This is a genomic window from Candidatus Lokiarchaeum ossiferum, from assembly GCA_025839675.1.
Classification (GTDB): Archaea; Asgardarchaeota; Lokiarchaeia; order Sigyniarchaeales; family Promethearchaeaceae; genus Lokiarchaeum; species Lokiarchaeum ossiferum.
Genome location: CP104013.1, coordinates 4,475,101 through 4,500,402, shown reverse-complemented (window position 1 = coordinate 4,500,402; position 25,302 = coordinate 4,475,101). Strand labels below are relative to the sequence as shown.

The following is a 25,302-nucleotide window of genomic DNA, read 5'->3' as shown; positions in this document are numbered from 1 at the left end:
CAATACTATCTTGATGTTTTCATTCTCCTCCCAAGATCAAATCTGGAAAAAAATTATTGATAAATGCAATTTGGCTACGGTCATAGTGGATATTTCTGGCAGCATTGTATATGCTAATAAAGCAGCAGAAAATATTCTGGGAATCAAGAAAGAATCTATCACGGATCGGGTTTACAATTCACCACAATGGAAAACCACCGACATAGATGGAAATCCATTTTCAGAGGAAGATCAGCCATTTACACGTGTCAAAAAGGATCTAGCTCCCGTCCACAACATCCGCCAATTTATTGAATGGCCAAATAAAAAAAAGATCTTATTGAATATCAATGCTTACCCATTGCTTGATGACGAAGGGAAAATGAGCCACATGGTTGCAGAAATGATTGATATCACGGCCAATTATGCCCTTATTAGAGAACGAGAAGAATATCACCGCAATTATCGATTTCTTTTTACAAATATGAATAGCGCATATGCCTTCCACAAGATGCTTTATAATTCACAGGGGGAACCGATTGACTATATTTTTTTGGATATTAATGAAAAATTTACCGAATTAACTGGCTTGGAACACGATTTAGTCATTGGGCGAAAAGTGAGTGAAGTTATTCCAAATATATTTGACTCGACCATAAATTGGGTGCAAACTTATGGAAAGGTTGCAAAATCAAGAAAACCTTTCACTTTTGAGCAATATGATGAAATATTACAGAAAACTTGGCTTGTAAATGCATATTCACCCCAACCGGATCATTTTGTTACACTTTTCCTTGATATCAGTGATCGAAAAAAGATGGAAGAGAATTTGCGCCGCAGTGAATCGAAATACCGAAGCTTGTTTGAAAACTCCCCCATTGGGGTGGCAATTTCACAAATGGATGGAACTATAATCGACAGTAATCAAAGCCTTTTAAATATGTTTGGTTACACTATTGAAGAATTTACGAATCTAAATAGTTTGGACACATATGCAAATTCAGTTGATAGGACACAGACAATCGATAAAATTCAACACAATAAAAGTATCAGAGATTTTGAAGTCAAATTCAAGCGTAAGAATGGAGATTTATTTGAGGCCATCATCAATACTAATCTTGTCGAAATTAATGACCAACCATTATTAATGACTTCATTCCAAGATGTAAGTAAATTACGCCGAATCGAACGTGAAAAGAAAAATATGGATCGGAAGGTGTTAACCACACAGAAACTCGAAAGTTTGGGAATTTTAGCTGGAGGCATTGCCCATGATTTCAATAATCTCTTAGTTGGAATTTTAGGGAATGCCGAACTGGCCCTTATGGATGCAACAGAAAATTCTGGTACAAGAGAATGTTTGAATGATATCATTGATTCTGCCAAAAGAGCCGCCGATTTAAGTCAGCAAATGCTTTTATATGCAGGAAAACGCCAGATCCAAGATAAACCCATTTTTCTTAATGAAGAAGTCTCCAGCATGGAAAATTTATTAAAACGGTTAGTTTCCAAAAATGCCACCTTTGATATTTCCCTATCACCTGAATTATCGTCCATTAGAGGCGATCCTACCCAAATTCGACAAGTAATTATGAATTTGATTCTAAATGCTTCAGATTCATTAGATGGGCAAGAAGGAGTAATCCGGGTATCCACTGAACAAAAGTATTGTGACGAGGCATTTTTAGCACATTCATACCTCAAAACCAATTTAAGACCAGATAAGTATGTACTTTTTAAAGTTGAAGATACGGGCAAAGGCATTGAACCGGACATTTTACCAAAAATATTTGAACCATTTTTTACAACGAAGGAGAAAGGACGAGGATTGGGATTATCCGCAGTTTTAGGTATTGTACAAAGTCACAAGGGAACGATCATCGTGAGTTCAAAGAAAGACTTAGGGACAACATTCAATGTGGTTCTTCCAATTTATGAACAGAAAAGCAATGGAGACAACACCAAGACACTAATTGAAGAGTTTACAGCCCAAAAATTACATTACTCAATCCTACTCGTAGATGACGAACCCTCGGTGTTAAAAGTGGGTCAAAAATATTTGTCACGGATGGGACACAAAGTGGACACCGCAAATTCGGGCATGGATGCTTTAAAAAAAGTAATAAATTCATCCCAATCATATGATTTAATTATTTTAGACCTGATCATGCCTCACATGGATGGTTTTACTGCATTTCAAAAAATTCGGGAAAATAGTACAACATTACCCATCTTTATTTCTAGCGGGTATACCGAATATGATATCGAGGAAAAATTTAAAGATTATTCCATTGCGGGGTTTCTCCAAAAACCCTTTACATATGAAGAAATTTTAACTATGATTCACACGTGGGAAGATACCAAAAACACAAAAAAATAATAAGTATAACTATGTTTCTCTCTTCAGAAAACGCTTCAACTGAGAGCTTGTCTCGGAATATACGAAAAAATTTTGAAAAAAAAAAAGTTACATGAATTTTCATTTGTCTTTTTGATTCATGATTGCTAAACCCGAGATTGCCTGTTCATTCACACAACCCCTAATTCATTTAAGCAATTTCATGATAAAAAAAAAAATCCAGCATATACTTCTGTAGGCTTATGGATACATATGGGAAATAATATCTCATTTTCATAAAATATAGAAAAAATCTTGATCAGAAAGAATTCTGTACATAATTCACCTCATGATTAATATGCATTTTTAATTATTGTGTCCCAACATGATATATTTTGCAATTTGGGAGAAAAAATTTTATTGTAACTATCGATTTTCAATTCATTTTAATTGAAAGTGCAACCATTTTTTTTATAAAAAGTCAATAAAAATATTTTGAATTTTAAATGAAATGCGGATCACTCCTTTTCTGAAGTAATAGAATTTTTCTTGCTACAATTATCTTTGATATAATTAACTTGATTTAAATTAATATCTACTAGAATCATTCACTCATATTTCTTTGCGAGTTTTATTTATTTTTTGTGAATTCATTCATCATCTTTTCTTTTTTTTTTTTTGAATCTATTCATTTTTTTTAGTATGATGCTTTATTCTTTGATTCAAATGTTTATTTAGCACTTCCTCTAAAATAATTTTGAAATTACAATGGAAAAAAAAAAAATTTTGTTGATTCTATCAGTACCGATAATTCTCGCTTTAATTATAATTGGATTTATCACTTTTGATATAATTCCCATTGATCAATCTAAAGGAGAGTTTGTAGTGCTTGGACAATATGAAGGAAATGGAGAATGCCGAAAAGTCAAAGTTTTCGGTGATATTGCGTATATTTTAGATAAAACACCTCAAGGAACCGGATTAGGATTATCACTGATAGATGTTTCTGACCCATCCAACCCAAAGCATTTAGGATCCTACTTTGAATCAGGAATAATTTATGATTTTGAAATTGTTGATAATTTGGCTTACTGCGCGAATATGCAAAATGGTTTGGAAATTTTAAATATCAGTGATTATAATAATATCCATCGAATTAGCCATTATCGATCCGGAACGCCCATTTTTAGTGTTGAAGTTGTGAATGGAATTGCATATATTGGAGCAGGAACTCTCGGTGTTGAAATATTGAACATTACTAATGCCGCAGCTCCAATAAGATTATCTTCAATTTCTGTGGATAACAAAGCAACGCAAGTAAAAATTGACGATCAGGTATGCTATGTTATAGATCATGGAAATTCCTTTTCAAATATTGAATCATACAATGTGAGTAATTCTAAAACCCCAGTTAAGATGGGAGAATATATCATTCAAGGAGTTGATTTCTTCAATCTCCTAATCAAGGATAATTTCCTTATCACTACTGACCATGGAGAAGCCGAAGTTGGAGCCTTATATATTTTAAATATCGAAGATCCCTCAGAAATTTCTGAAATAAGCACATTTCGTAGCAATGATACGCCTTTTGGAGTTTCGATAGGAGAATCTATTGTATATACAACAGAATATGAAACTGGTTTAGTAGCTGTAGATATTTCCAATCCTAATAGCCCTAAAGAACTTGGTCGTACCCATGAAGGAGGAGAAGCCTTTGATGTATGCTATACTGAGGGATATATTTATTTCGCCGATGGTATTAATGGTTTAAAAATAATGCAATTCAATATAGAAGATGAATCATGATTCAATTCATGGTTTTGATCTTGCGAATCCTTATTCCCTTTCATGGAAATATAGAGGAGTTAAGATCATCATTCAACTTTTTTTGACTATTTTTGATTTGAGAACACAATAAATTATCCTTCTCATCCCTTCGTCCCTTCGCGTTCGGCTTTATCATTTCTGACGTTTAAATAATTGATGAACCTTTCCCCCAGGACATGTATCACGAATAGCACAGGATGGACATATGTAAAATCCAAATACTAGCAGATAAACCACCACAATAATTATGTAGGATATGCCAACTATGAAGTAGGCTTGAAAAAGCCAATATATCGGAAGGAAAATGAATCCAAGAAAGCCAATAAAGGCCACATTTATCACGAAATCAAATTTTTTCTTGGAAAGGGGTAATTTTAACGTGCTTTTCAACCATTTGGCAATATAAGGAGCAGGCAAAATTCCGATTACAGCTGGGCAAAAACCTCCAATATAGGGACATTCTTGATGCACACAACAGAAAGCTTGGAAGAAAGAAGTGTGTAAGTATAAATAGAGATAAAGGAGGGCCAACCACACGTTAGTAACTCCCAAAAAGATTAAAATTCCCAGAGATACCAATAAAAAGGGAATTGTCATTCCAAAATAAAACCCCTTTTTTTTGAAAGGAACACATGAAAAATCATGATTATGAGGTGATGGTGAGGATTTAGTCATTAGTTATCACTTAACATATAATCGATTGTTTTTTTTAATTTTATTGGGGGGTTTTATTCGAGGTTGATAAATTCTAAGATCCGACCAAAGGTACACTATACTCGAAATTGCACTCAAATCCAACCAGTTCTATCAAAAAAAACAAACCAAGATATTCTGGTTTAGGGTATGATTGTTTTTTCATTATTAGAGATTTGAATTTGAGTTAAATATAATAAATGAGTAGATGGAAAAATATGGAAAAACAGTTTGCTAAATGAATAAGTAAGAAAAATAAATTAAATCACATATAATTAATGGAATAAAAAAAAAATTCAGCTTAATTTAATTGAATATACACAAGATTTTTTTCCTTTTGCCCTGCAATCGCCTTCTTTATGACGTGTATATGCTTTTGGATTAAATTTTTGTGCAACCCCAGCAACGATTCCAAGATCAAGACCACATGGATAAGGATTATCACAGTGTATTTCAAATTCTTTATCACTAATCTTTTTGAAGTGATAACTTCCAATTTTATCTGATGAATTTGGTGTATGGTTCATTTTATATGCAACATCGATTGATTTCAAAGCGTTTTCCAAATCGTTAACATTTGGCGGCCATTTTGCGGAATCCATCATGAATTTCCCTACTTTTTTCAGGACCAAAGAACCCATCTTTTTTTCGATAATGTTCAGAGACTCAACATACTTCTCTGCGGGATATTGTTTGTTTTCATCTATCTCTTGAGTGCCAACTCCTTCTTTTAATATTTTTCGAGCCAAATTTTCATTTGATAATCCTTTTAAAACGGGAGTTATTGCTTTTCCTGATATTTTTACATTATTAAGATCTGTCATATATACACCTTGTAGTATTCTGGAAAAGAAAATCTAAAAAATGTAAGTAAATTTCCACAATTTGTAGCATAATTTCATATTTGGAAAAAAAATATATAGGAACCATGTATTAAGAAGGAAAAAGTCCATTTTTTTTTCTTTGAGGTCCTATCCTCAATAGAAGTCATAATATTTTAGAAGGGAATCAAATTTCATTAAATGGATATTTTCATGAACTAAAAAGGATATTCGCAGTTCAAAGAGTCGTGATTTTTAAAATTGTTGCCCCATCCCATTTAAGTCTTAAATACGGCATTATGATAACTTCAAAAACATTCAAAAATTAATAAACCAATCTTTTTAGGTTTCCTTTTACTTCTAAAAATATTATGGTAAACTTAGATTATCTCGTTCCTATGCTATATGAATTTTCCATCTCCCTCATCGGAGCATTTGTAGCATTCCAAGTTGGAAAAAAATATAGTAGGCTTAAAACAAAAATTATAAAAAATTTCTTTTTTGTAATATTATCATTAAGTTTGGCAGTGTTTAGTGCTGCGATATCGAGGGTTTTAAGATATTTTGAAATATGGGAGATCTCCCCAGGAAAATTTATTGAACTCCTGGCTGTAACTGTTTCATTTATTGCTCTTTCAAATATTTTCTTTTTGCAGTTTGGTTTAAATGTTTTTCATCCAAAGATCCAAAAAAAGACGAGATTAGTCATAATTTCGATTTTTTCGGTCTTCACCGGCGCATATATGATTTACACAATGGTTTTCGGTCTGTTTATAGTCGATTTATCTACTTTGATTTGGAGTTTCCTTCTTATTTTATCCTTAATCGTTGACACATATATCATTTATAGTTGTTTTCAATTAAATCGAAAATTGGATGAAAAGGTGGATAAATTTTTCGTGGGAATATTGGGACTGGCTCCAATTTCTTTAATTATGATTTATATCTTTTTTTTAATAGACAGAGTTTTAGGAGCCAATTTCACAATTTTTTATTATTTTGGATGGTTTATGGTTGTTTTAGTTTCTCTATTTCTGTATATTGGAGTAATTAGGCCCTCAAAAATAGAAAATTGGTTAAAAAGAAATAAACCTATGGAACAAAAATCATAAAATCCCTTTTTTTTCAGTTTCATTTCATGATTATCTAAGTTATCTTTAATCTGATTCGAAACAATTCTAATTTTTTCGACCTTTTGTTTTCTAAAATTGAACCTTTTGTATTAGAACAAAATATTCCTGATTGGCTTTTGTCAATTTAAATTTTTATGACTTCGATTTGCAATTTTGAAAATTTGTGTTTACTGGAATAAATTTGTCTTTTAATCGATTTTATATAATATAGAAGCAATTTATTCTTTATTAATAATACATTAGTTTATATCGATCATATATATGGATTTTGAAGGGTATTAGAATATTTCACAAATTTTATATTTATATTTATTAGACATGCCTAACATTTATATATTAGGGCACCTTTTAGATCATTAGAAATAACCACTCCTTTAACCCACACAAGGAAGTGAACAACTCATGGAACAACAATTAGCGTATGCTTTCCTCTTTACTCTCCTCGCTGGACTTTCCACAGGCATTGGAGGGTTGATTATGGTTTTTTCAAAAAAACCATCCAAAACCGGACTCTCAATCTCTTTAGGCGCATCGGCCGGAGTGATGATATATGTTTCTTTTATGGATCTCCTCCCGTTAGGAATTGAATCGGTTGGTGAAGTTCTTGGAATACTCCTACTTTTTGTAGGAATGGCCTTAACCATGATTATTGATTGGATTATTCCCAAAGTGGAAAACCCTCATCATAATATGGGCGAGTGCCTCATCGAATCGAATGTAGATAAGAAGAACGGAGACGAAGAATCTTTATCTTCTTCCCATAAACAAACCAGTCATCCACAGATGCTTAAAACTGGTACATTAACAGCAATTACCCTTGCGATTCATAACTTCCCTGAAGGTTTAGCCGCATTTGGTAGTACTTTAGCAGATATACAATTAGGCATTGTTATTAGCATCGCCGTCGCCATCCATAACATTCCTGAAGGCATCGCCGTAGCTTGCCCCATTTACTTTGCCACAGGAGATAAAAAAAAAGCCTTTAAAATTTCCTTCCTCTCTGGTTTAACCGAACCACTAGGTGCTTTGATTGGATATGCATTCCTTGCTCCTTTTCTCACAGATCAATTAATTGGAGGCATGATGAGCGTTATTTCAGGAATTATGATCTATATTTCTTTGGATGAATTAATTCCAGCTGCCCACTCATACGGAAGAGGGGATCAAGTTGTGTTAGGCATTGTGCTCGGAATGGCCATTATGGCAGTATCATTGTTACTGCTATAACATTTTTTTTCTATTTTTACAATTTTTTCGTCTTTCCAGGTTTTTAATTGTTAGATTGGCCTATATCAGGATTCAAAAATTGAATTAACATATCAGAGTAAGTTTTGAAAGCCGTTCTCCCACGATCTGTAATTTTTAAGACGGTCATCGGTTGTTTGAATCTAAAGGTTTTAAATTTTACAAGAAAACCTGCAGTTTCCAAAGATTTGGTATGATGATCCATGTTTCCAGCAGTAATCTTGAGGAGCTTGCGAAGGGTGGTAAATCCCACTTGGGGATTCGCATTCAAAATCATCATAATTGTTAAACGTGTTGTGGAAGAAAAAATGGGATCTTGGAGAATTTTCAGCTTGGATTCATTGATTTTAAGGGAATCTGCAATTTCCACATCAGAGTTTTCAAGTATTTTCATAACATCACTTCTTCAATAATTCATTGGATTTCCTTAAGGCTATCATTCCAGATCTAAATTCACATACGAGAAAAATGAAAGTTGTTAATTGAGACACAATATACTGAAATATTGGGAAAAGATCAGAACTTTGTATTGTGTCTGTTTCAGGACCGGATAAAGGGACATAAATTTCATCCCACTTAAAGAATTCATCTATTTTTAAGATAGGTAATAGTATTATGAGGGCAGCAATCCACCCAAATAAAACAAATGTAATTATTTTCAATTCTTTAAAATTATGTTGCGAAATGATTTTTCTCATCAGATTATAATACAAGAGGGTTGTTAAACTCAAAATTATTATATCAGTGAAATAATAATAAGGATATCCCCAAAAACTAAAAGAAAAAAAATTTGTTATCAAATTTAGAAGTGATCTTAATAGAAATATTAGAATTAGTCCTCCAAGGAACAACCAATTAAAAGACACTTTCATCTTTCCTAGTTTTACGCTGGTTTTTTTTGATCTCCCCCTTCTCATCAATAGAATGAAAACCAGTAAATATTGAACAAAATTTAGCCCAATTCTCAATATTCTACCCGGATTGTTATAGAAATAATAGACTTTGTGGGTTATGAGAAATATTGGGATAAGAGAACTTAGAAAAATGAGACTATCTATCAAAAGAAAAATTCCCCAAAGACGGAGAAAATTATATTCTTCATATTGTTGTGTGATATGAAGAGCATTTGTAATGTCAGGCAAAGCATCAGAAACGTTTTCAGTCATAATTCACATGAATTTTCTTTTGTATTTAAAGGTAGGATCGAATCTGCGGGACAGAGACCATAGGAAAAACAGCAAATTTGGGTTTTAAACAAAATTCAATAAAGCATAAAGCATCGTCAAATATATGGAGCCTTATCATTTTTAGGCAGATCATTCTTCAACTATCCAAAATAATATAATGTAGTTCATGGGAGATTATACATCCAAGCATCAATTCATCCGTTCTGACGTATTCCTTATTGCACATGTCGATCCAGAATCCAGAAAACAATCCGTTATAATGCAATTGGTAGATAATCAGTCAGGAGACATTATCCAGGAAGAAAAAATTGATTGTATCCATCTGGCTCTCTCAACTTCCGATGAAATACCTTGGTCTGAAGAAAATGATCCCACCGACCTTGAAGAAGCCCATATCTTTTCTGAATCCAGTGAGGACAAGATCGTGGATGATCTCACCATGGAAGACATTTTCCAAGCCCTAAATTCTTGGGTTGCAGGAATTGCAGAAATGGGAGAAGACGCGTTTAAAATTCAAGCAGACATCGAAAACCAAAGCCAGCTTGGAATTCCCTTATCCAATCGATTACTTCGCTTTATGAGCTTAATTGATGTTAAGTATTTATATGATTTTTTAGATCAAATCGCTACCGATTGCAATTATGAAGGCAAACGGCATGATTCTTGCTTGATAGCCAACCTGATCCCCGTCTTAGAAACGTTACATTATATTCCGGAAGAATATATCCCCTCCCAAGTGCCTGACATCTACGATGATCCAAACCATCCCAAATTTCCTTTTTTTGAGGAAATAGTGATAAAAATCTTCCAAATGGATCCTCCGATTGAATTGTTCCTTGAGAGTGTTGATTATACACAATTATTGCAACAGCCCGCCGCAGTAACCCTAACCGATTTCAGAAAAGGGTTTAGTTCCAAGCATGGCTTTCTGCGGACCTTCATCGCTAAAAATCCAAAAGCACCATCTTTTAAGGAATATATTCGATTTCTATCCGAAATAACTGAACCCGATCCCAAAGTTCGAAAATCCGCGGCGCGTAGTGAGGGAGCACCTCGGTTTTCAGAATTTGGCAATTTTTTTAGTATCGAAACAGAAAGCGATGCAAAGGTTCGGGAAGCCGCAGCAAATAACCCTTTGGCACCAATTCACCCTCAATTTTGGCAAAGTTTGTCTTTGGAGCATGAAAATGAATTACATATTCATCGTCTCGCCTTGAATAACCTTTTAACTTCAAAAAACCCTTCCTATAAAGCACTGTATGCGAAATTGCAATCCATTCCAACCACTTCGATTAAAGAAATCGAATTTCTTTTAGAACTCCAAGATCAGTTCAATTTATCACCATTTGATGAATCATTTATGGATATTCTAACATTTGAGGGCGATGAGCCCGAAAATCAATTGGATTTTACCTTTACAAGTGAAAACGGCCATATCACTACGATTCGTGCCAAAAATTGTGGACTCCATAAAATTCCAGCCTCGATCAAATGGCTACACCATTTGCAAGAAATCGATTTGACCGGTAATCCGATCCAAAATGTCACAACAGAATTACAATCCTTACCAAATCTTATTATCCATTTCTAATTTGATTGTAAGCATTAAGAAAATAAATTTTTGAGATAAAATAATCCCGATTAAAATTGGAAATTTATCATCCATCTTTCAAAAGCGGAGAGATTTACTAGTTATTTTTATTAATTAACACCAGATATTCCTTATATGGAGTCCCAAAAAAACAAACCAAAACTTGTGTGGAAATTTCTACAAGATTTGAATTGGCTAATAATATTTCTTTTTGTTTACTATTTTTTCTTTGTCATGATTTGGAAAAATGCAGCATATTTACCACCGTTAAACAATCAAACAAATATAGAGACATTTTTTCAACTGGGAATACTCATATTATCTCCTTTTATCCCTATAATAATATACTTAATCGAAGCAAAAGTAAAGAACCATTCAAAAAGTGATAAGCAGATCTTCTACTCCGGTCTTGTGTTATATTACGGCTTCGTGATTGCTGGAATATTAGTATGGTATACTGTTATCATGATAATGCTGATATTGATGCTATTCTTGAAGGTTTTATTGGTCCTTTATCAGAAAGAACTACTTACAATCAATTTTTTAACAAATTATCCTGATAGAAATATTACAATTCATCATCTTACAAAATTTTTCAATTTATTCTTATATTATCCCATAATGGGTGCACTGGGTGTTGGACTAACTTTCGCAATTAATCATATACAAAGTCGGACAATACATTATCCTTGGAAGGAATTAGATGTTTTTTTTTATAGTTGTTCGCTATTTTTTCTTCTTGGGTTTATTCCCAAAAAAATACTAGTAGAACAATCAGGTCTTACTAAACTATCAGTTTTGATAATTGAAGCTCTGATTGTATTTTGGAGTGTGGCAGTAAACATAAATATCCCTTATCGAGCGGGTATTAAGATCATGTGGTTTTTAATTGGATTGGGTAATATATTTCTGGTTATTAGATTAATTATTGAAAAAATTCTGCAAGAAAGAAAAAAACTAGGCAGTGAAACTTTTCCCCCATTCAAAAACTAAAACTTTTTTTATTTTTTACCTCTTAAAACAATTTTTGGTAGGAGTAAGGATGAATTGGGAAATTAGTTTACTGGGATCTTTGAATTGTTAGATAATAGGGAAAATGAAAACTCAAAAAAAAAAAACGTGAAAAAAAAGGGTGGAATTATATTGTTTTACTTGCCAGTTTTTTTGCTGCCCCACATACCCATGGCCACACCAAGCTCTTTGTGTTCTTTGGCCGCTTTCTTGGCAGGAATACAGGCCATAAAGGCATCAATGGCTTGACGGAAGGCAATGGCTCCAGATGTTGGTCCCATCTCGTGAGAATGAATTCCACCACCAGCACCAATCATGATGTTTGATCCAATATCTCGCATGGCAAATTCGACCATACCAGGAGTTATGCCACCGCTAGGCATAGGCATCATCGGTTTAATGCCAGGTAAAGGATATACACATTCCATAGCATTTTGAATAAATCGTTCAGGTACCACTGGAGCTTTACCATAAGGAGCAGGCATAACAACTACATCCCCACCCACTAATCGGGGCAATTTACCAAGCGTAAGTTTGCTGGTAACGCCACTCCACGCATCGCAATACCATACTCCGGCGAAATCCATGTGCATCTGAATTGGGATTTTGACGCTTGGATCTTCCGCAATATGTTGAACGACGGAGAGACCTTGTGGTAAATAGTTAATAAGAATACCATTACCCCCATGGGCTTGAACGGTTGCAATATTGTCATACACTTTGGGAAGATTGTCGGTGACGTTGATCATGTAGATAGTCTTCTCACCGGTCTCTTCTTTGGCTTTATCTAAACCCGCCATAACGGCAGTGACACGATCTTCAATGGTATTGAACGCGTGCCCGGAGATAAGTTCATCATCCTTGACAACATCCACACCTCCAAGAGCGACTTGGTAAGCTAAATCACCAGCGACAGCAGCCGTATGCCCAGTACACGGTTTAATCTAAGATAGGGAAATCCTATTCTTAATTGATCATGTTATTGAGCAAAGGTCGCTTTTCTATTCCAAGATATTTGCGAATCCCTTCAATTCCAAACTTCGGTCCAGGCATGGTAGCCAAAATATCTTTGGGAAACCAAATATCCATGAGTTTGAGTTTGCCACCCATGGAAATATTGCCGATTAAAGCCGTAAAGAGGAGAGCAAAGTTCAATTTATTATCTTCATTGAGCAAGTTGACCTTAGGCCAGCCGATAATCATTACATAATCGCGACTTTCCACATCCTTTGGAATTTCATATTCCCAATTAGGAATTTCATAGCAACCTAATAATTTGGCCACATGATCTTTGCGTACTTCCGCGGTTTCAGCAGGAACACGAATCCATGTTCCGGTGCTTTGTTCGACAGCCGCGAACTGTCCCATAGTAAGTCCATTTTGTTTTTTTCCGACTTTGACAATATAGGTTCCGATGATATACTTCTCGATATCAACTCCATCAAAAACCCCCCAAGGTTGGGTCAGTAAATCTGTAAATTCAGCCATTGGCATTTTGTTTTCACCGTAATATAATCACTTAAAAATTGGGTGATGCTCGATCAAAAATTCACACGAGTCACTCAACAGAGTGTTATATCATAATTAGAAAAAGTGATTAATAAAAGGTTATTGATCTTTTTTTTGGAAAAAGGAGATCACATTTATGAAAAAAAACGAACAGTAAGTCTCATATGATCAACATAAATGCAAATTCGGCAAGAAGAATGTGAAAAAAAAGTACAGAATCAATCACTTTTTTTAGACACTTTTTTTGAAGATTGATGAGAATTAACTAAGTAGCCAAAACATTAAAAAGATGAAGTCGATAAATTTAAGGTGTAAGCTATTTAATTGAGGAAAAGTTTTGAACTACAACAAAGATATTTGGACGTAGATTCCCTATGGTGAAAAAAATTCAGTGGAAAGGTGAAAACTTGATTTTAGTGAAGAAATTTTTTGCCTCCAAGGGGAACATGACCGTTTTGCTAATCGATGAAACAAAATATCCACACTATGAGATCAGTTTAAATTCTCCTTCGGTAAATTTGGGTCCTTCGGAAATACTTGTAAATGATTTTGGGAAGAACGAAGGGCTTAAAGATTTATTGATTAAAGAAAATTATTTAAAATCAACTGGAAAATGGGCTGAATTTAAAAATGAACTCTGCGAGATTTGTGAAATTCTATAATAGAAGTAGGATATCAAAGGGGAACCAGAATGTATAATGAAATGGAAACGTATTTGGAAACAATTAATTGGACGAACCGATTGAAGAGAGAATTACCAACTATTGAAGAAATAATTAACACATTTCCCCAGAAAAAAAGATTACGAATTCTTGACCTGGGCTGCGGTCCCGGAATTCATTTAACCCAACTCGCAAAAAATTATCCTGCCCATGAATTTGAGGGCATTGATATTAGTGAGGATTCAATTAAATACGCCCAATCGGCTATAAAGGACTCAAATTCCGAGATATCCTTCTCTAAAAAAGATTTTGTGAAGGAACCAATATGTGAACAAAAATTTGATGTGATTTATTCACTTGGAAATTCGATTTCTTTGATGTGGGGAGAATACTTACCCACCGAGACCTTTAAGAAAATTAGTGAAAGCCTCAATAATGGAGGGCGGTTATTTTTTCAAATTTTAAATAGTGAGAACCCGCGAAAGGGATATTGGACTTCGAAAATTGTTCATTCGAAGGATGGATATGAAATTTTCACCTCAAAACGTTTCGATCCTGATTTAACAACCCATATTCAACATGTAGATTTCATTACATTTTATAAGAAAGCTGCGGAGGAAAAATTTTCCCAAAAAGTGAATACTAGCTCTTGGTATTTACCTTCCACAGAGGAATTAAAGAATATTTTAAGGGAATATGAATTTTCGGAAATTATTTTTTGGGATTCCTATGAAAAATCACCCTTGCGCCCAAAGGAAAGCGACAGCTTACTCTGTTATGCCACTAAAACGGTGATATAAGGAATTTAGAGAAAACGGAAAAAAAAGAGAAATAACAATGGTAATTAAATGTCCAATTCATAATCCATTTCTTTTGAAATATCAATTTGTGAGACTAAAATTTCTGCATTATCAATAATATTTAAAGCCTGATTATGAAACTTTAAGTTGCGCTCCACCATTGACCCTAAGCAACTTTTCATGGTTTTAGACTTAGCAGCAGTGAATTCTTGATAGGATGTGAGCATTGATTTGTGCAATTTCGTAGACGCATCTCGAATAGACGCAGCTTCCTTCTCCTTTTCCTCCAATAAACCAGGTTTCAATTTTGTAGGATCTTGCATTTTCAATTTTTCGAGTTTTCGGACTATTTTCTGATCATTTTTAAGCGATTTAACATCTTTTTTGATTAATTCTCGGAGTTTATCCCAAGTATCAATCAATTCTTTTAGGGGGCGAATAAATTCATGATTCATTTGTTCGACAAAAGCTTGTCTATTAACTTCTATGATTTCAAGTGAACCCCCTAAAGAAGATAGAGCTTCACCGAGAGCAGGACTTTCTTTCAATCCATAATCTTTAAAAGCGTTGATTCCTTCCTTACTTTCTTTAGTGACTTTCAGGTGAGCATTCAACATTTCCATGTTTTCCTTGATAACGGAGTGTAAATCTTTTTTGACATGGGCGATGACAGTATATATTTGATCACAACTTTTAAGCGATTCTTCCAGATTTTCAAGGGTTTCTGCAATAGCTTCTTTGACCTCTTCCTTCTGTTCCGGCACAATCATTTCAATATACATTTTAGTATCGGTTAAATTCGATAGTACAATTTGATGAAAACCTTTATGTTGGGCAACAATCACAGCCAAGCATTCTTTAATTTTCCTGATTTTTTGTTCTTGATATGCAGCGGTTGCCTTGATCACATCATCATGTTCCTTTTCAGCAATCTTGACTGCATTTTGATAATCAGCTTCAGCTTTTTCAATCGCTCCCGGTTTTTGTTTTTCAGCCGGTTTTGCTTTTTCTTTGTCCAATTTCTTTTTAATTTTTGCCAATTTTTTGGCAGCAGATTCATCTTCTTTGATTTCGCGCTCTAATTGATCAAATTGAGCAACTAATTCCTTCATAGGTTGTAAAAATTGACTTCTTAATTCAGAAGTCATCTTAGCACGTTCTCCTTCCACCATTTTGAGTGTCTCTGAGAGACCAACAAAAGCATCTTTTAAGAGAGGAGTTTCTTTTTCCCCATATTTCTTTAATTCTAAGATACCCTCTGCACTTTCTTTACTGAGTTTATCATGAGAATCCAATAATTCCGAGTTTTCTTTGATTACACTCTCAAGTTGTTTAGTATTTTCTTTCATCTGCGCTGCCACAGAAGAAAAACTTTCTTTTAATTTTTCCATAAATCCCATTTGATCACCTTTTTCTTTCGAGAATTACCTAGTAAAGAGATCTAAGTCCTTTAAACCTAAAGGAATTCGCGTTCGAATTTCAGCAAACATTACCCATTAAATTTTCACTGGAAAGAGTAGAAGAGAAAATAAAGTAAAAAGTCCGGGTTCTTTATTCCAACTGCACAAGTACCTTTTCCGCAGATAGAAGCGGTAATAATTGGAGGAGGTTTCGGATATTTGTTTTTAAGTTTTCATTTTTAGATTTTAATACATCCAGAACAAAATAAGCGATTTTGACTCCAAAGTGATCGTCAAGAATTTTTTTAACTATTCCTAATTTTCCCAAGACGGTATCAAGGGCAACAGTGATTTCATTCACCGATTGTTTATGTTTTAAGCGTGAAAGCAGAGATAAGAGAAGCATTAAACTTGCAGCATTAAAATCATTTCGTCGTGCCATGCGTTTCCCAAGCTTTTCATATTCAGTAGCAGCCTCTAAATAGGATTCGGCGGTCAGGTAAGAAATTATGTCTTTATAATAAGAATTCACCATTGAATTACGTTTATGGAGCAATTCAGCGAAATTCGACTGCATATCACTGATTTCTTGGGTTAAAACCACAATTTGCTGAGTTTGAAGAGTTGAATCATCAAATTCATCAGGAGAACCAAGATGCACATTCTTATCCGTATTTGATGAAATTTGAGATCCTTTTCCTTCAAAATCCCCTAAAAAGCCACTAATTAGAGAAGATTCCCAATCAAATAACGGCAATTTCGATTGAAATGCCAAAAGGATCTGTCGAATCGTCTGTTGAGCACTTTTTTTCACCCAATATTGCAATATTATCTCAAGTAAAGCAAATAATTCAGATTTTGCCACGCGTTCATATTTTTTATCAAATTGATAATAAAATTTTTCATATTCGAAATAAACTTCTGCAGGTTTTTTCGCTTTCAATAAGGCTAAAAAGGCCATTACGATGGATATAATGGCAAATTTTTCATTATTGCGAACGACTAAGTGATCTACTTGGGCTAAATAACTTAAAGATGCTTGTTCATATTCTTGTCGGGCTAAATAATTTTGTGCTTCTTCCCAAAATTTCTGTTCAATGGAATTTCGTTTTGATCGTTGAGATGGATCAAACGCGATTTTATCGATAAGATGCTGGTGATTCGTTGAAAACTTAATTTCGCCTGAATCCATGCGTGAACTGAGATCGGAATGAACTAATGCTTCAAAATCAATATCTTTTCCAAGTAAAGTATCAAGGACCATTTTTTCTTCAGGAAATAAGGCCAAACTCTCGTATAGCTTCAAAGAATTTATAATTAACGTTGGATTATTAATCTCAATCATTTTAAGAATGTAATAGATTAGTTTCACGGAAAATATTTCTTTAAATATTGAAATGGATACCCCAGCCATAAGATTAAGTTTATCTAAGTGATTTTTTAGAAGAGAAACATTTTTTACTAAAAGACAGAGAATAGTTCCTATACCCGCACTAATTCCTGCCAATTCAAATTTCTTTGTTTTAATCAAAGTTTCTGCGACTTCAAAATATTGTTGAGCAGCGTCTGGAAACTCTCCCTTCAGAATAAGATCAATGGGTTTTTGAAAATACCGTCTTCTTAAACCTAACCGCATTCGCAACAGATTTTCAGAAGTAATTCGTTGATCTCGAGCCAAATTTCGTAATTGCGAGAGTTGCTCCACGAAAAATTGGACTTCTTGTTTCTGTTGAGCCTCCATCGCTTTGGATCGACTTTTTTCGCCCACGATTTCTTCAATTTGTGAATAATACGTTTCTTTTAGAGAATCCGAATTAATTCGCTCATTGTATTTTCGAGCTTCCTTGAAATCAGCAGTTTTTATATAAAAAATAACAATAGGGGAATAGATGGGATCCAAATCAAATTGTTTTGAATCCAAATACATCTTTGAGATGTTTTCAACTTGAGAGACAAGACCGATAGATTCACTGATACTTGCTAAAATTCCTTGCTGAGCCATGGTCTTACTTTTTTCAAGTAAAAACTTGACCAAGAGTTCGGCAAAATCACGAGACTCATCATAAAGCAGGTGATTTCGATATAATTTGATGATGGAAGTTGAGTAGTGTAAAATCAATGTAGTCTCGCCATCCACCATGAGATTGTTCAAAGAATTAATAATAATCGACACTTTTTCCCGAAGATACACTTTTCTCCGTCCTTCGGGTAAATGGGAGATTTCTTCAATAAATTTATCAAAAGATCCCAAGGTGAGATAAAAAGAGAGAATCCGCTCGTAGACATCATAAGAAAATTCAGATTCACCAATAAACGTTAACCACTGAAAATATTGATGAATATATTTTAAACCTGACGAAATTTGCTTTTGTTCGAGGAGATCTTGAGTTTCTTGATATACTTGACTATTATATGCCAAAATTTGTTTTTTTTCTTCATCTACATACGTTTTAAGGATAGCGACAGCATCGGTTAAATCCTCCAATTCGTCTTGTCGTAAATCTGATTTAATCCGTTCTTCTTCATCCATACGAGCTTTTGAAAGTTGATTTTTAATTTCACCAGATTCAATTTTGGGAAGGATAACTTCCACTTTTTGAAAATCTTGCCTTTCGATAAATAAAGTTCCAACTCGCAAAAGATACGAGTCAATGTTTTCAGATTCAATACCAAAAGTCTCCCAAATATTATAAAGTTCGTCAAGAGTCAATTTTGCAGAATCAACATCCAGATTTCGCAGATGTCGCTCTAAAATTCGTTTAAGAATTTTAACTGTTTTGTTAGCAAATACTTTGATGGAATCAAATAATCCCGCTTTTTGATACTTTTGAAAACAGAGATATAATTGTGCTTTGGCAAAATCATCTTGCCCTTGAGAAGTGAGAAAATCAGCAACCCCAGCAATTTTGTCAGTAACTTCTTCTAAAATATCAATCATTTCATTATGATCAAATCGTTCCAAAAGAGAAAAAGCATTTTGAATTTCACAAGCGGAGATCCAAGAATATATTGCATTTTTTAAGGATTTTTTAATTAAAATAGAATCACTGAGTTCGAAACGTGCCCAATTTCCCGCCGTTTCAAATTGTTGGGCAGCTTGGGCAAAATTTTTCTCATTGTGAAGAACTCTACCTTGATAAATTAACTGATCCACATAAATTTTTTTGTAACGTTCAGCGTAAACTTCATTAAAATTACCAATAATCTTTGAAGCATCTAACACTGCACCACCTTTTGCATATAACCAAGCGGCTTGTTCAGCATAAATTTGCCAATCAGAATTTTTACATTTTTGTGAAATAAGTGCAATTTTTTCCACCAAACGGGCCGCAGAGATCCAATCTTGAGTATTAATGTGCCTATTTACTTTTGAATATAATAAGGGTACCTGCATCCAAGCAGTATCAAGATTAATAATGGCTTGGCGAGTTATAATACTCTCGCAAATACTTTCCAAAATATAATCTGTATAATTAGGACTGCCTAAATCTGCGATAAAAGCTTCAAAAGAATACTTTTCCCATATAGAAAATAGTAATTGATTAGTTGAGGTTTGAATCAAACGTTTAGAATCCCGGAAAACTAAAGCAAAGGGTACATTTCGATTTATTTTCTGAATGATTTGAACAATATCTTCAAATAAGGCAAATTGTTCGGGAAAATTTGGGTTTAGAAAGTATAAAATACCATCTGCCATCGGTAAAAATTCATCATATTCAAACCCATCAGTTAATGGAACATCGAGGGTCAAATCAATTTCATTATCTTGAAAGGTGCACTGTTTTTCCCATTTCGAAATATCACCTTGATCTATATTCGAAAGGCCAGCATGATCGAAATAATCAACGGCTGCCGCTGAATCACCAAGAACTATGAAACTAAACATATATTGCGTTTTTTCCTCGACCTTCTTATTTTTATTTTAACGACTCGGTTCTTCGATAATTTAATTTTACGCTTTGTGGTTTTTAATTTTACCCTTTGATGCAAGATTTAATATGCATTTCTTCCAATTTAATATCATGGATGATAAAAAGGAATATTACGAATCAAAAAAGTTAGCTCAAGCATTTATTGCAAAGCTGTCTGAGGAAATAAAAATTCCGAAAAGAATATATGATGCTTTACTTCCCTTGGGACAAAATTTAGTAGCAGTCATTCCAGGAGATTCAAAGAAATTATCATTCTTTCTAACGAATGCCTCTCGAGTGTTGTTTGTCAAACTAATTTTGGATAAAAGTTCCTTAAATGAATCATTTTTCACATCATTGAGAAAAACATTAAAAGAATTAGATCTTACCAACCTCTTTTCCACAGGAATTTGTTTCAAAGACGAGATCTGTGTTTGGGAAGGCGTTTTTGAAGACACTGATGCCAAATTTGATATAATTAAAGAAAAAATGTCATCAATAACCCATGTTAAAAAACCATTTTTCGAACGAATCGAGCTCGAAGAATAAAGAAATCCTAAAATAATAAAACTTTGTGTGAAAAATATGCCCCGGCGACACCACTCTGACGAAAAATTGTTCTTACTTCATCCAACCAGGAGAAATATCTACAAAATAATCTGTGAAAACCCTGGAACTTATTTTTATAAGCTCATGTCGCAAGGGGATGAAAAAATTAGTAGTGCAACATTACTATATCATTTGAGCAAACTTGAGGAAGATGGCATAATAAAATCAGATAAAATAGATGGAAAACGACTCTTCTTTCCAAAAAACTTACGTACTAAAGAAATGGAAAGGGCGTTTATGCTTATCAAAAATAAAAATGCATTACTGATATTTCTCTATATCTTAAATCATGCCGATTGCTTTCAAAATGAAATTGCACGGGAATTGAATATTCATCATGACTCAGTTCGCCACCATGCCGTTCGGTTAGTCGATGCAGAATTGATTGAGAAAGAACGAAAGGGTAAACGAGTCCATTTTCATATTGGAAGATTAGGTGAGGAAATATTGCAAGGATCCTTAACAGTTTTCTCGGAAGCATATATTCGATTTATAGTTTCTAAACTTGCAGATGATTGTCATTTTCCAGAAATCATTGACAGAACTGCGGAGCAATTGACAATTCGAGTAGTATGTCCCAATGAAGATGATATTGAACTCACCATCGATATTTCAAACTGGAGTACCGATTTATTGGAAAATTTGAGCGATTCTGATGCAGAAAACCCCGATCCTCCAAATACTGAAACATAAATATGAACTTGATTTATTTTTCGTAGTATGATCAAATGCTTTTTTTAATAAAGACGGATTATTATTTATTAGCACGATGATAAATTCTTCACTCTCACCAATTTCGATCTCCATTGATACTCTTGAACACAATGTTGAACTCGTGCGTCAACATCTATTTAAACAGATGAAGTCATCTTTAGATATTGGGAGTCAACTAATTCATGAAGAAATGAGTGGAATTTCGATTCTTTTACGACCTATTGTTAAAGCATTTTACTCAAAAATGGTTCAAAAAGATTTAGAGCATGGTACTCGAAAAAGTATAAATGGGACTTTGAAAATGACCAAACAAATGGTTATTGATGGAGTGGAACCCCAAAGTGAAGAATTTTATCGACGATTGGAAGACAAATTTCCGGGTTATCTGAAAAATGACCAAACAGGTCGACAATGCAAACAAAACCATCCCAATTTCACTCGATTGCGCGAAAATTTGAAGAAAACCTTTGAAGCTCAAGTTTTAGGAATCTACCCCTTTTTAACCATTGAAAATGATGTGAAGGATTATTATGAATTATGTCGATGTGCTTTTCCAACCGCTAACGAATGTAAAGCGATTTTAAAAGACCAAACGGATCATATGATTATAGGCCAGAATATTATTAAGGAAGACCTTTCTATATTAGACATTCCTTCGCCCGCTGCTCGAGCAATGATATTTCGAGTTCTTCAGAAAGGATTTAATGCTAAAATTGAAGAGTTTAACATAGCGATTGATAATATTTATAACTTCGCGTAGTTCTTTCTAAATTTATCCCGTGAAAATGGACTCATCTACGAATATAGCTCAACCTTTGAAACGACATCATGATCCTTTGAAAAATATTCACCGAGGCGCCTTTGAGCAAAGTTTGTTTTATTTCTTTGAATTTTTATTGAGCTTTTCGCTGTATTATTTCCTTGCGATCGGTATTAGAGCACTTAATTATCTAACGATCTATTCCCTAAATCCACAAATTTTATTACATTTTCACATTCTATTTTGGATTTCGCTTTGTATCTTGTGGATTTTAGCAAAAATATTTAATCGATATGCAGTATTTTTCGCGGGAATTGCAGGAGAATTTTTCCTAGAATGGACTCACTCTACAAATATCCAATGGATACTAATTGTTTATGTAGGATGGAGTATTCTGGCGGAAAGTTTTCGCCCATATAGAGGAGGCGAATATTATCAAGGAAAACATGTATTCAAACAAATAGGCTTTAGTTTAGCACAACTCCTGCTCTTTCTTCCAATATTATTTTTTGGATTTATTTTTAATACTACATTTACAGCAGAATTGACCCTTAATACAGCGCGATGGCTATTATTAGCAAATTTCTTTGTAAATAATTTGTTGATTATTATTCCATCATGGTTAGGTTTGTGGATTCTGGATCGATTATTAAGCCCATACTTTCCTCTTTCAAAAGAAGAAGAAGCCATCTTAGTAGCACAAGAAGAAAATGAAGATGATGAACAATTAAAATCCTATTTTCCTCAGCCAGGGGAATGTTATGTCCAAAGTCTAACCCATCATTCATTTTTTGAAGATGATCATACCATAGTAATTCAACTGGGAAAAGTACGTGTTTATCTATGTACTCGATGCACAGCCATGATTTTGGGGGCCGCGGTCACATTTTTTATCATTTCATTGATTACCTATAGTTTGGAAATACAAATATCAGGAGTATGGGCATTTTGGTTTGCAGCATTATTACCTTTGCTACCACTGACAGATTGGGGATTACAAGCATTACTTATTCGTAAAGCAACCACTTCCAGCCGATTGTTTACAGGTTTTATCATTGGGGTTGCAATGAACATGATAACACTCGCAGATTCGCACCAAACAACCCTAATTATTATAATACTTGGATATTTCCTGATTTTCGGAGTTTTAAGTATATTTCGAAAAAAATTCAGGGAAAAACGGGATATTGAACAAGAACTTCTATCCAAATCTGCGAATATATGAAAAAGAGACACTACAGATTAACTTTCATCGAGTTTTTTTTGTAACTTTCTAATTCGTGAAGAATACTTCCCATTTTTAGATTTCTTCTCTTTTGGAGTTTTTCCAAATCCAATTTCATCATCATCATAGAGCAATAGAGCTTGCCCCCGTTTTGCCAGCATTCCAAAAAAACGCAAAGTAGCATCTTCAATGAATTGTTCCACTTTTTCCTTTGCTCCCGGTTGAATCGCCGAAATTCCAATAACATCTTTCATTTCAAGAAATTGTTTGATTTCTTCTACAGATAGTCGTCCTTCCTTATCTTGCATGTTGGCAATTACAAAAATAATTAATTTTTTTTTAATTTTTGGCCACATTTCGAAGGATTGTTTAATGGACCGTACATCTTCAAGGGTTGAATCAGTAACTAAAATCAAAATGTTGGTAGGCTCCATAAGTTTCCGCAGTTGCTTAGCCCGAAGGTCTTTCCATCGCATTTCTAACTTTGGATCTGCCAAAAAAACCATAGTATGTTCCCATCGTTGCTGCAAAACCCAACACTTCGCGTAATACGTGCGAAAATCGTAGGATAGATTGCCTCCATCTTTCAATAACCGCGTTCCAGCAAATAATTCAAAGATGGTTGTTTTTCCAACATCAACTTTTCCGAACAAATCAATGGACACATATTTTGGTGTGGAATAATATTTCGGCATTAAATAAATTGTAAAAAGAAGAAAGTAAAAAAGTTATGGCATTTTGATCAATCTTACTGTGCAGTACCACAGAATGGGCACATTTTCCACCCAGGTTGAAGTTCCTTGCCACAATTCGAACAAGAACGTTTCAATGCGGTTCCACAATAGGGACACATGTTGTAATCAGACATAATAGGTTTCCCACAAGATTGACAAGATAAATCACTAACAATTGCTGGAGCACTTGATGAAGACGGTCCTGAACTTGCACCCCCTTTCTTTTTCCGCTTTCGTTCTTGAAGAACCGCATCCAATTGAGATTCACCATTTGTAGTCAATTTAACACTTGGATTTCCCGCATGTGCCAATTCTTCAATAATATTAGCATATTTTGCAAAATTAATGAAAGCAGATGTAATTTGCTTCCGAATTTCTTCCCGAATATTAGGTAAAATAATATAAATTGCTTTTTCAAGTTCTTTGATCTGAATTTCTTTTCCAGTCGCCATTTTCATCCGAAATACAATATCTCGGTACGATTCAATTTTTAAAAATTCTTTCGCAATTAAGGATTTTTGTTCTACACTACTTAAACTCAGCAAGCGATCACCCAAATCGGTTGTTGCAAAAATATCGCCATCTTTCTCTAATAAATTCAACATTAAACCAGTTTTTAACCCATCAATGAACACTTTCTCATCTAACATTAATGCAACAGTTAATGAGGATACTGAACATTCTCCACCCTTAAAATCAATTGCTTTAAGAACCTTGAATAGTAGATCACTAGTTCCCATACAGAATTTAAGATTATCTTTATCTTCTTCTTGTTTTTTTTTATCTTTCGCTTTTTTAGCGGCTTCTTCTTCAGCAGCTTTTTTGGCGGCTTCTTCTTCGGCAGCTTTTTTAGCGGCTTCTTCTTCAGCAGCTTTTTTGGCGGCTTCTTCTTCAGCAGCTTTTTGAGCAGCTTCTTCTTCGGCAGCTTTTTTGGCAGCGTCTTCTGCAGCAGCTTTTTTAGCTGCTTCTTCTTCAGCAGCTTTTTTAGCAGCTTCTTCTTCAGCAGCTTTTTTAGCGGCTTCTTCTTCAGCAGCTTTTTTAGCGGCTTCTTCTTCGGCAGCTTTTTGAGCTGCATTCTCTTCTTCAGTCATAAGTTATCAAATCCAAAATCAATTTCTATAAGGATTAACTTTTTTTTTTTCTCTTTTAGTTT

22 protein-coding genes are annotated in these 25,302 nt (G+C 34.1%); 12 read left to right on the top strand and 10 right to left on the bottom strand.

Features of this window, described 5'->3' with window-relative positions:
* Window positions 1-13 precede the first annotated feature (13 nt).
* Both NEF87_RS19290 and NEF87_RS19285 read left to right on the top strand, forming a co-directional pair.
* The gene (locus NEF87_RS19290; RefSeq protein ID WP_457917111.1) at window positions 14-2,359 is read left to right on the top strand and encodes a PAS domain S-box protein; all 2,346 of its coding nucleotides are present in this window, start codon (window positions 14-16) and stop codon (window positions 2,357-2,359) included.
* 726 nt (window positions 2,360-3,085) lie between these two features.
* Complete coding sequence (locus NEF87_RS19285) at window positions 3,086-4,123, top strand: LVIVD repeat-containing protein (protein ID WP_457917110.1); 1,038 nt, start codon at window positions 3,086-3,088, stop codon at window positions 4,121-4,123.
* A 153-nt stretch (window positions 4,124-4,276) separates the two neighbouring features.
* Here NEF87_RS19285 and NEF87_RS19280 read toward each other — a convergent pair whose 3' ends face one another.
* Both NEF87_RS19280 and NEF87_RS19275 read right to left on the bottom strand, forming a co-directional pair.
* A complete protein-coding gene (locus tag NEF87_RS19280) occupies window positions 4,277-4,819 on the bottom strand; it encodes a hypothetical protein (protein WP_457917109.1) in 543 nt (180 codons plus the stop codon).
* Between the two features lie 314 nt (window positions 4,820-5,133).
* Window positions 5,134-5,661 (bottom strand): hypothetical protein, encoded by a 528-nt coding sequence (locus NEF87_RS19275; RefSeq protein WP_457917108.1) that lies wholly within the window; start codon window positions 5,659-5,661, stop codon window positions 5,134-5,136.
* A gap of 368 nt (window positions 5,662-6,029) precedes the next feature.
* Here NEF87_RS19275 and NEF87_RS19270 point away from each other — a divergent pair, with 368 nt between their 5' ends.
* The gene (locus tag NEF87_RS19270) at window positions 6,030-6,770 is read left to right on the top strand and encodes a hypothetical protein (protein ID WP_457917107.1); all 741 of its coding nucleotides are present in this window, start codon (window positions 6,030-6,032) and stop codon (window positions 6,768-6,770) included.
* Between the two features lie 423 nt (window positions 6,771-7,193).
* Entirely contained in the window at window positions 7,194-8,018 is an 825-nt protein-coding gene (zupT, locus tag NEF87_RS19265; protein WP_457917106.1) for a zinc transporter ZupT, read from the top strand.
* 43 nt (window positions 8,019-8,061) lie between these two features.
* On the opposite strand, the gene NEF87_RS19260 is transcribed toward zupT, so the two are convergent.
* A complete protein-coding gene (locus tag NEF87_RS19260; protein ID WP_457917105.1) occupies window positions 8,062-8,430 on the bottom strand; it encodes a transcriptional regulator in 369 nt (122 codons plus the stop codon).
* A gap of 4 nt (window positions 8,431-8,434) precedes the next feature.
* Window positions 8,435-9,202, bottom strand: a complete 768-nt coding sequence (locus NEF87_RS19255; protein WP_457917104.1) for a hypothetical protein — start codon at window positions 9,200-9,202, stop codon at window positions 8,435-8,437.
* Between the two features lie 187 nt (window positions 9,203-9,389).
* On the opposite strand from NEF87_RS19255, the gene NEF87_RS19250 reads away from it, so the two are divergent.
* Together NEF87_RS19250 and NEF87_RS19245 are read left to right on the top strand one after the other, a co-directional pair.
* Window positions 9,390-10,814 carry a hypothetical protein gene (locus NEF87_RS19250; RefSeq protein WP_457917103.1) on the top strand — a complete coding sequence of 475 codons (1,425 nt, stop codon included), beginning with the start codon at window positions 9,390-9,392 and terminating at the stop codon, window positions 10,812-10,814.
* Window positions 10,815-11,048: 234 nt separating this feature from the next.
* Window positions 11,049-11,807, top strand: coding sequence for a hypothetical protein (locus NEF87_RS19245; RefSeq protein ID WP_457917102.1), 759 nt, complete (start codon window positions 11,049-11,051; stop codon window positions 11,805-11,807).
* A gap of 155 nt (window positions 11,808-11,962) precedes the next feature.
* Here the strand turns inward: NEF87_RS19245 and NEF87_RS19240 are convergent, their stop codons facing one another.
* Both NEF87_RS19240 and NEF87_RS19235 read right to left on the bottom strand, forming a co-directional pair.
* Entirely contained in the window at window positions 11,963-12,769 is an 807-nt protein-coding gene (locus NEF87_RS19240) for a RuBisCO large subunit C-terminal-like domain-containing protein (protein ID WP_457920137.1), read from the bottom strand.
* 22 nt (window positions 12,770-12,791) lie between these two features.
* Complete coding sequence (locus NEF87_RS19235; protein ID WP_457917101.1) at window positions 12,792-13,319, bottom strand: hypothetical protein; 528 nt, start codon at window positions 13,317-13,319, stop codon at window positions 12,792-12,794.
* A 389-nt stretch (window positions 13,320-13,708) separates the two neighbouring features.
* Here NEF87_RS19235 and NEF87_RS19230 point away from each other — a divergent pair, with 389 nt between their 5' ends.
* Window positions 13,709-13,996, top strand: coding sequence for a hypothetical protein (locus tag NEF87_RS19230; RefSeq protein ID WP_371803101.1), 288 nt, complete (start codon window positions 13,709-13,711; stop codon window positions 13,994-13,996).
* Window positions 13,997-14,025: 29 nt separating this feature from the next.
* Window positions 14,026-14,796 (top strand): class I SAM-dependent methyltransferase, encoded by a 771-nt coding sequence (locus NEF87_RS19225; protein WP_457917100.1) that lies wholly within the window; start codon window positions 14,026-14,028, stop codon window positions 14,794-14,796.
* Window positions 14,797-14,840: 44 nt separating this feature from the next.
* Here the strand turns inward: NEF87_RS19225 and NEF87_RS19220 are convergent, their stop codons facing one another.
* Together NEF87_RS19220 and NEF87_RS19215 are read right to left on the bottom strand one after the other, a co-directional pair.
* Entirely contained in the window at window positions 14,841-16,187 is a 1,347-nt protein-coding gene (locus tag NEF87_RS19220) for a hypothetical protein (protein ID WP_457917099.1), read from the bottom strand.
* Between the two features lie 160 nt (window positions 16,188-16,347).
* Window positions 16,348-20,082: a hypothetical protein gene (locus NEF87_RS19215; RefSeq protein ID WP_457917098.1), complete on the bottom strand. Its 3,735-nt coding sequence runs from the start codon at window positions 20,080-20,082 to the stop codon at window positions 16,348-16,350.
* Window positions 20,083-20,218: 136 nt separating this feature from the next.
* Between NEF87_RS19215 and NEF87_RS19210 the strand changes: the two genes are divergently transcribed.
* From NEF87_RS19210 to NEF87_RS19195, 4 genes are all read left to right on the top strand, one after another.
* Window positions 20,219-20,656, top strand: a complete 438-nt coding sequence (locus NEF87_RS19210) for a hypothetical protein (RefSeq protein WP_371803097.1) — start codon at window positions 20,219-20,221, stop codon at window positions 20,654-20,656.
* Window positions 20,657-20,692: 36 nt separating this feature from the next.
* Window positions 20,693-21,409 (top strand): winged helix-turn-helix transcriptional regulator, encoded by a 717-nt coding sequence (locus NEF87_RS19205; protein WP_371803096.1) that lies wholly within the window; start codon window positions 20,693-20,695, stop codon window positions 21,407-21,409.
* 76 nt (window positions 21,410-21,485) lie between these two features.
* Window positions 21,486-22,190, top strand: coding sequence for a hypothetical protein (locus tag NEF87_RS19200; RefSeq protein ID WP_457917097.1), 705 nt, complete (start codon window positions 21,486-21,488; stop codon window positions 22,188-22,190).
* A 25-nt stretch (window positions 22,191-22,215) separates the two neighbouring features.
* Complete coding sequence (locus tag NEF87_RS19195) at window positions 22,216-23,415, top strand: DUF2085 domain-containing protein (RefSeq protein ID WP_457917096.1); 1,200 nt, start codon at window positions 22,216-22,218, stop codon at window positions 23,413-23,415.
* 17 nt (window positions 23,416-23,432) lie between these two features.
* Here the strand turns inward: NEF87_RS19195 and NEF87_RS19190 are convergent, their stop codons facing one another.
* A complete protein-coding gene (locus tag NEF87_RS19190) occupies window positions 23,433-24,110 on the bottom strand; it encodes a GTPase domain-containing protein (protein ID WP_457917095.1) in 678 nt (225 codons plus the stop codon).
* Window positions 24,111-24,163: 53 nt separating this feature from the next.
* Entirely contained in the window at window positions 24,164-25,240 is a 1,077-nt protein-coding gene (locus tag NEF87_RS19185) for a zinc ribbon domain-containing protein (RefSeq protein ID WP_457917094.1), read from the bottom strand.
* Between the last annotated feature and the right edge of the window lie 62 nt (window positions 25,241-25,302).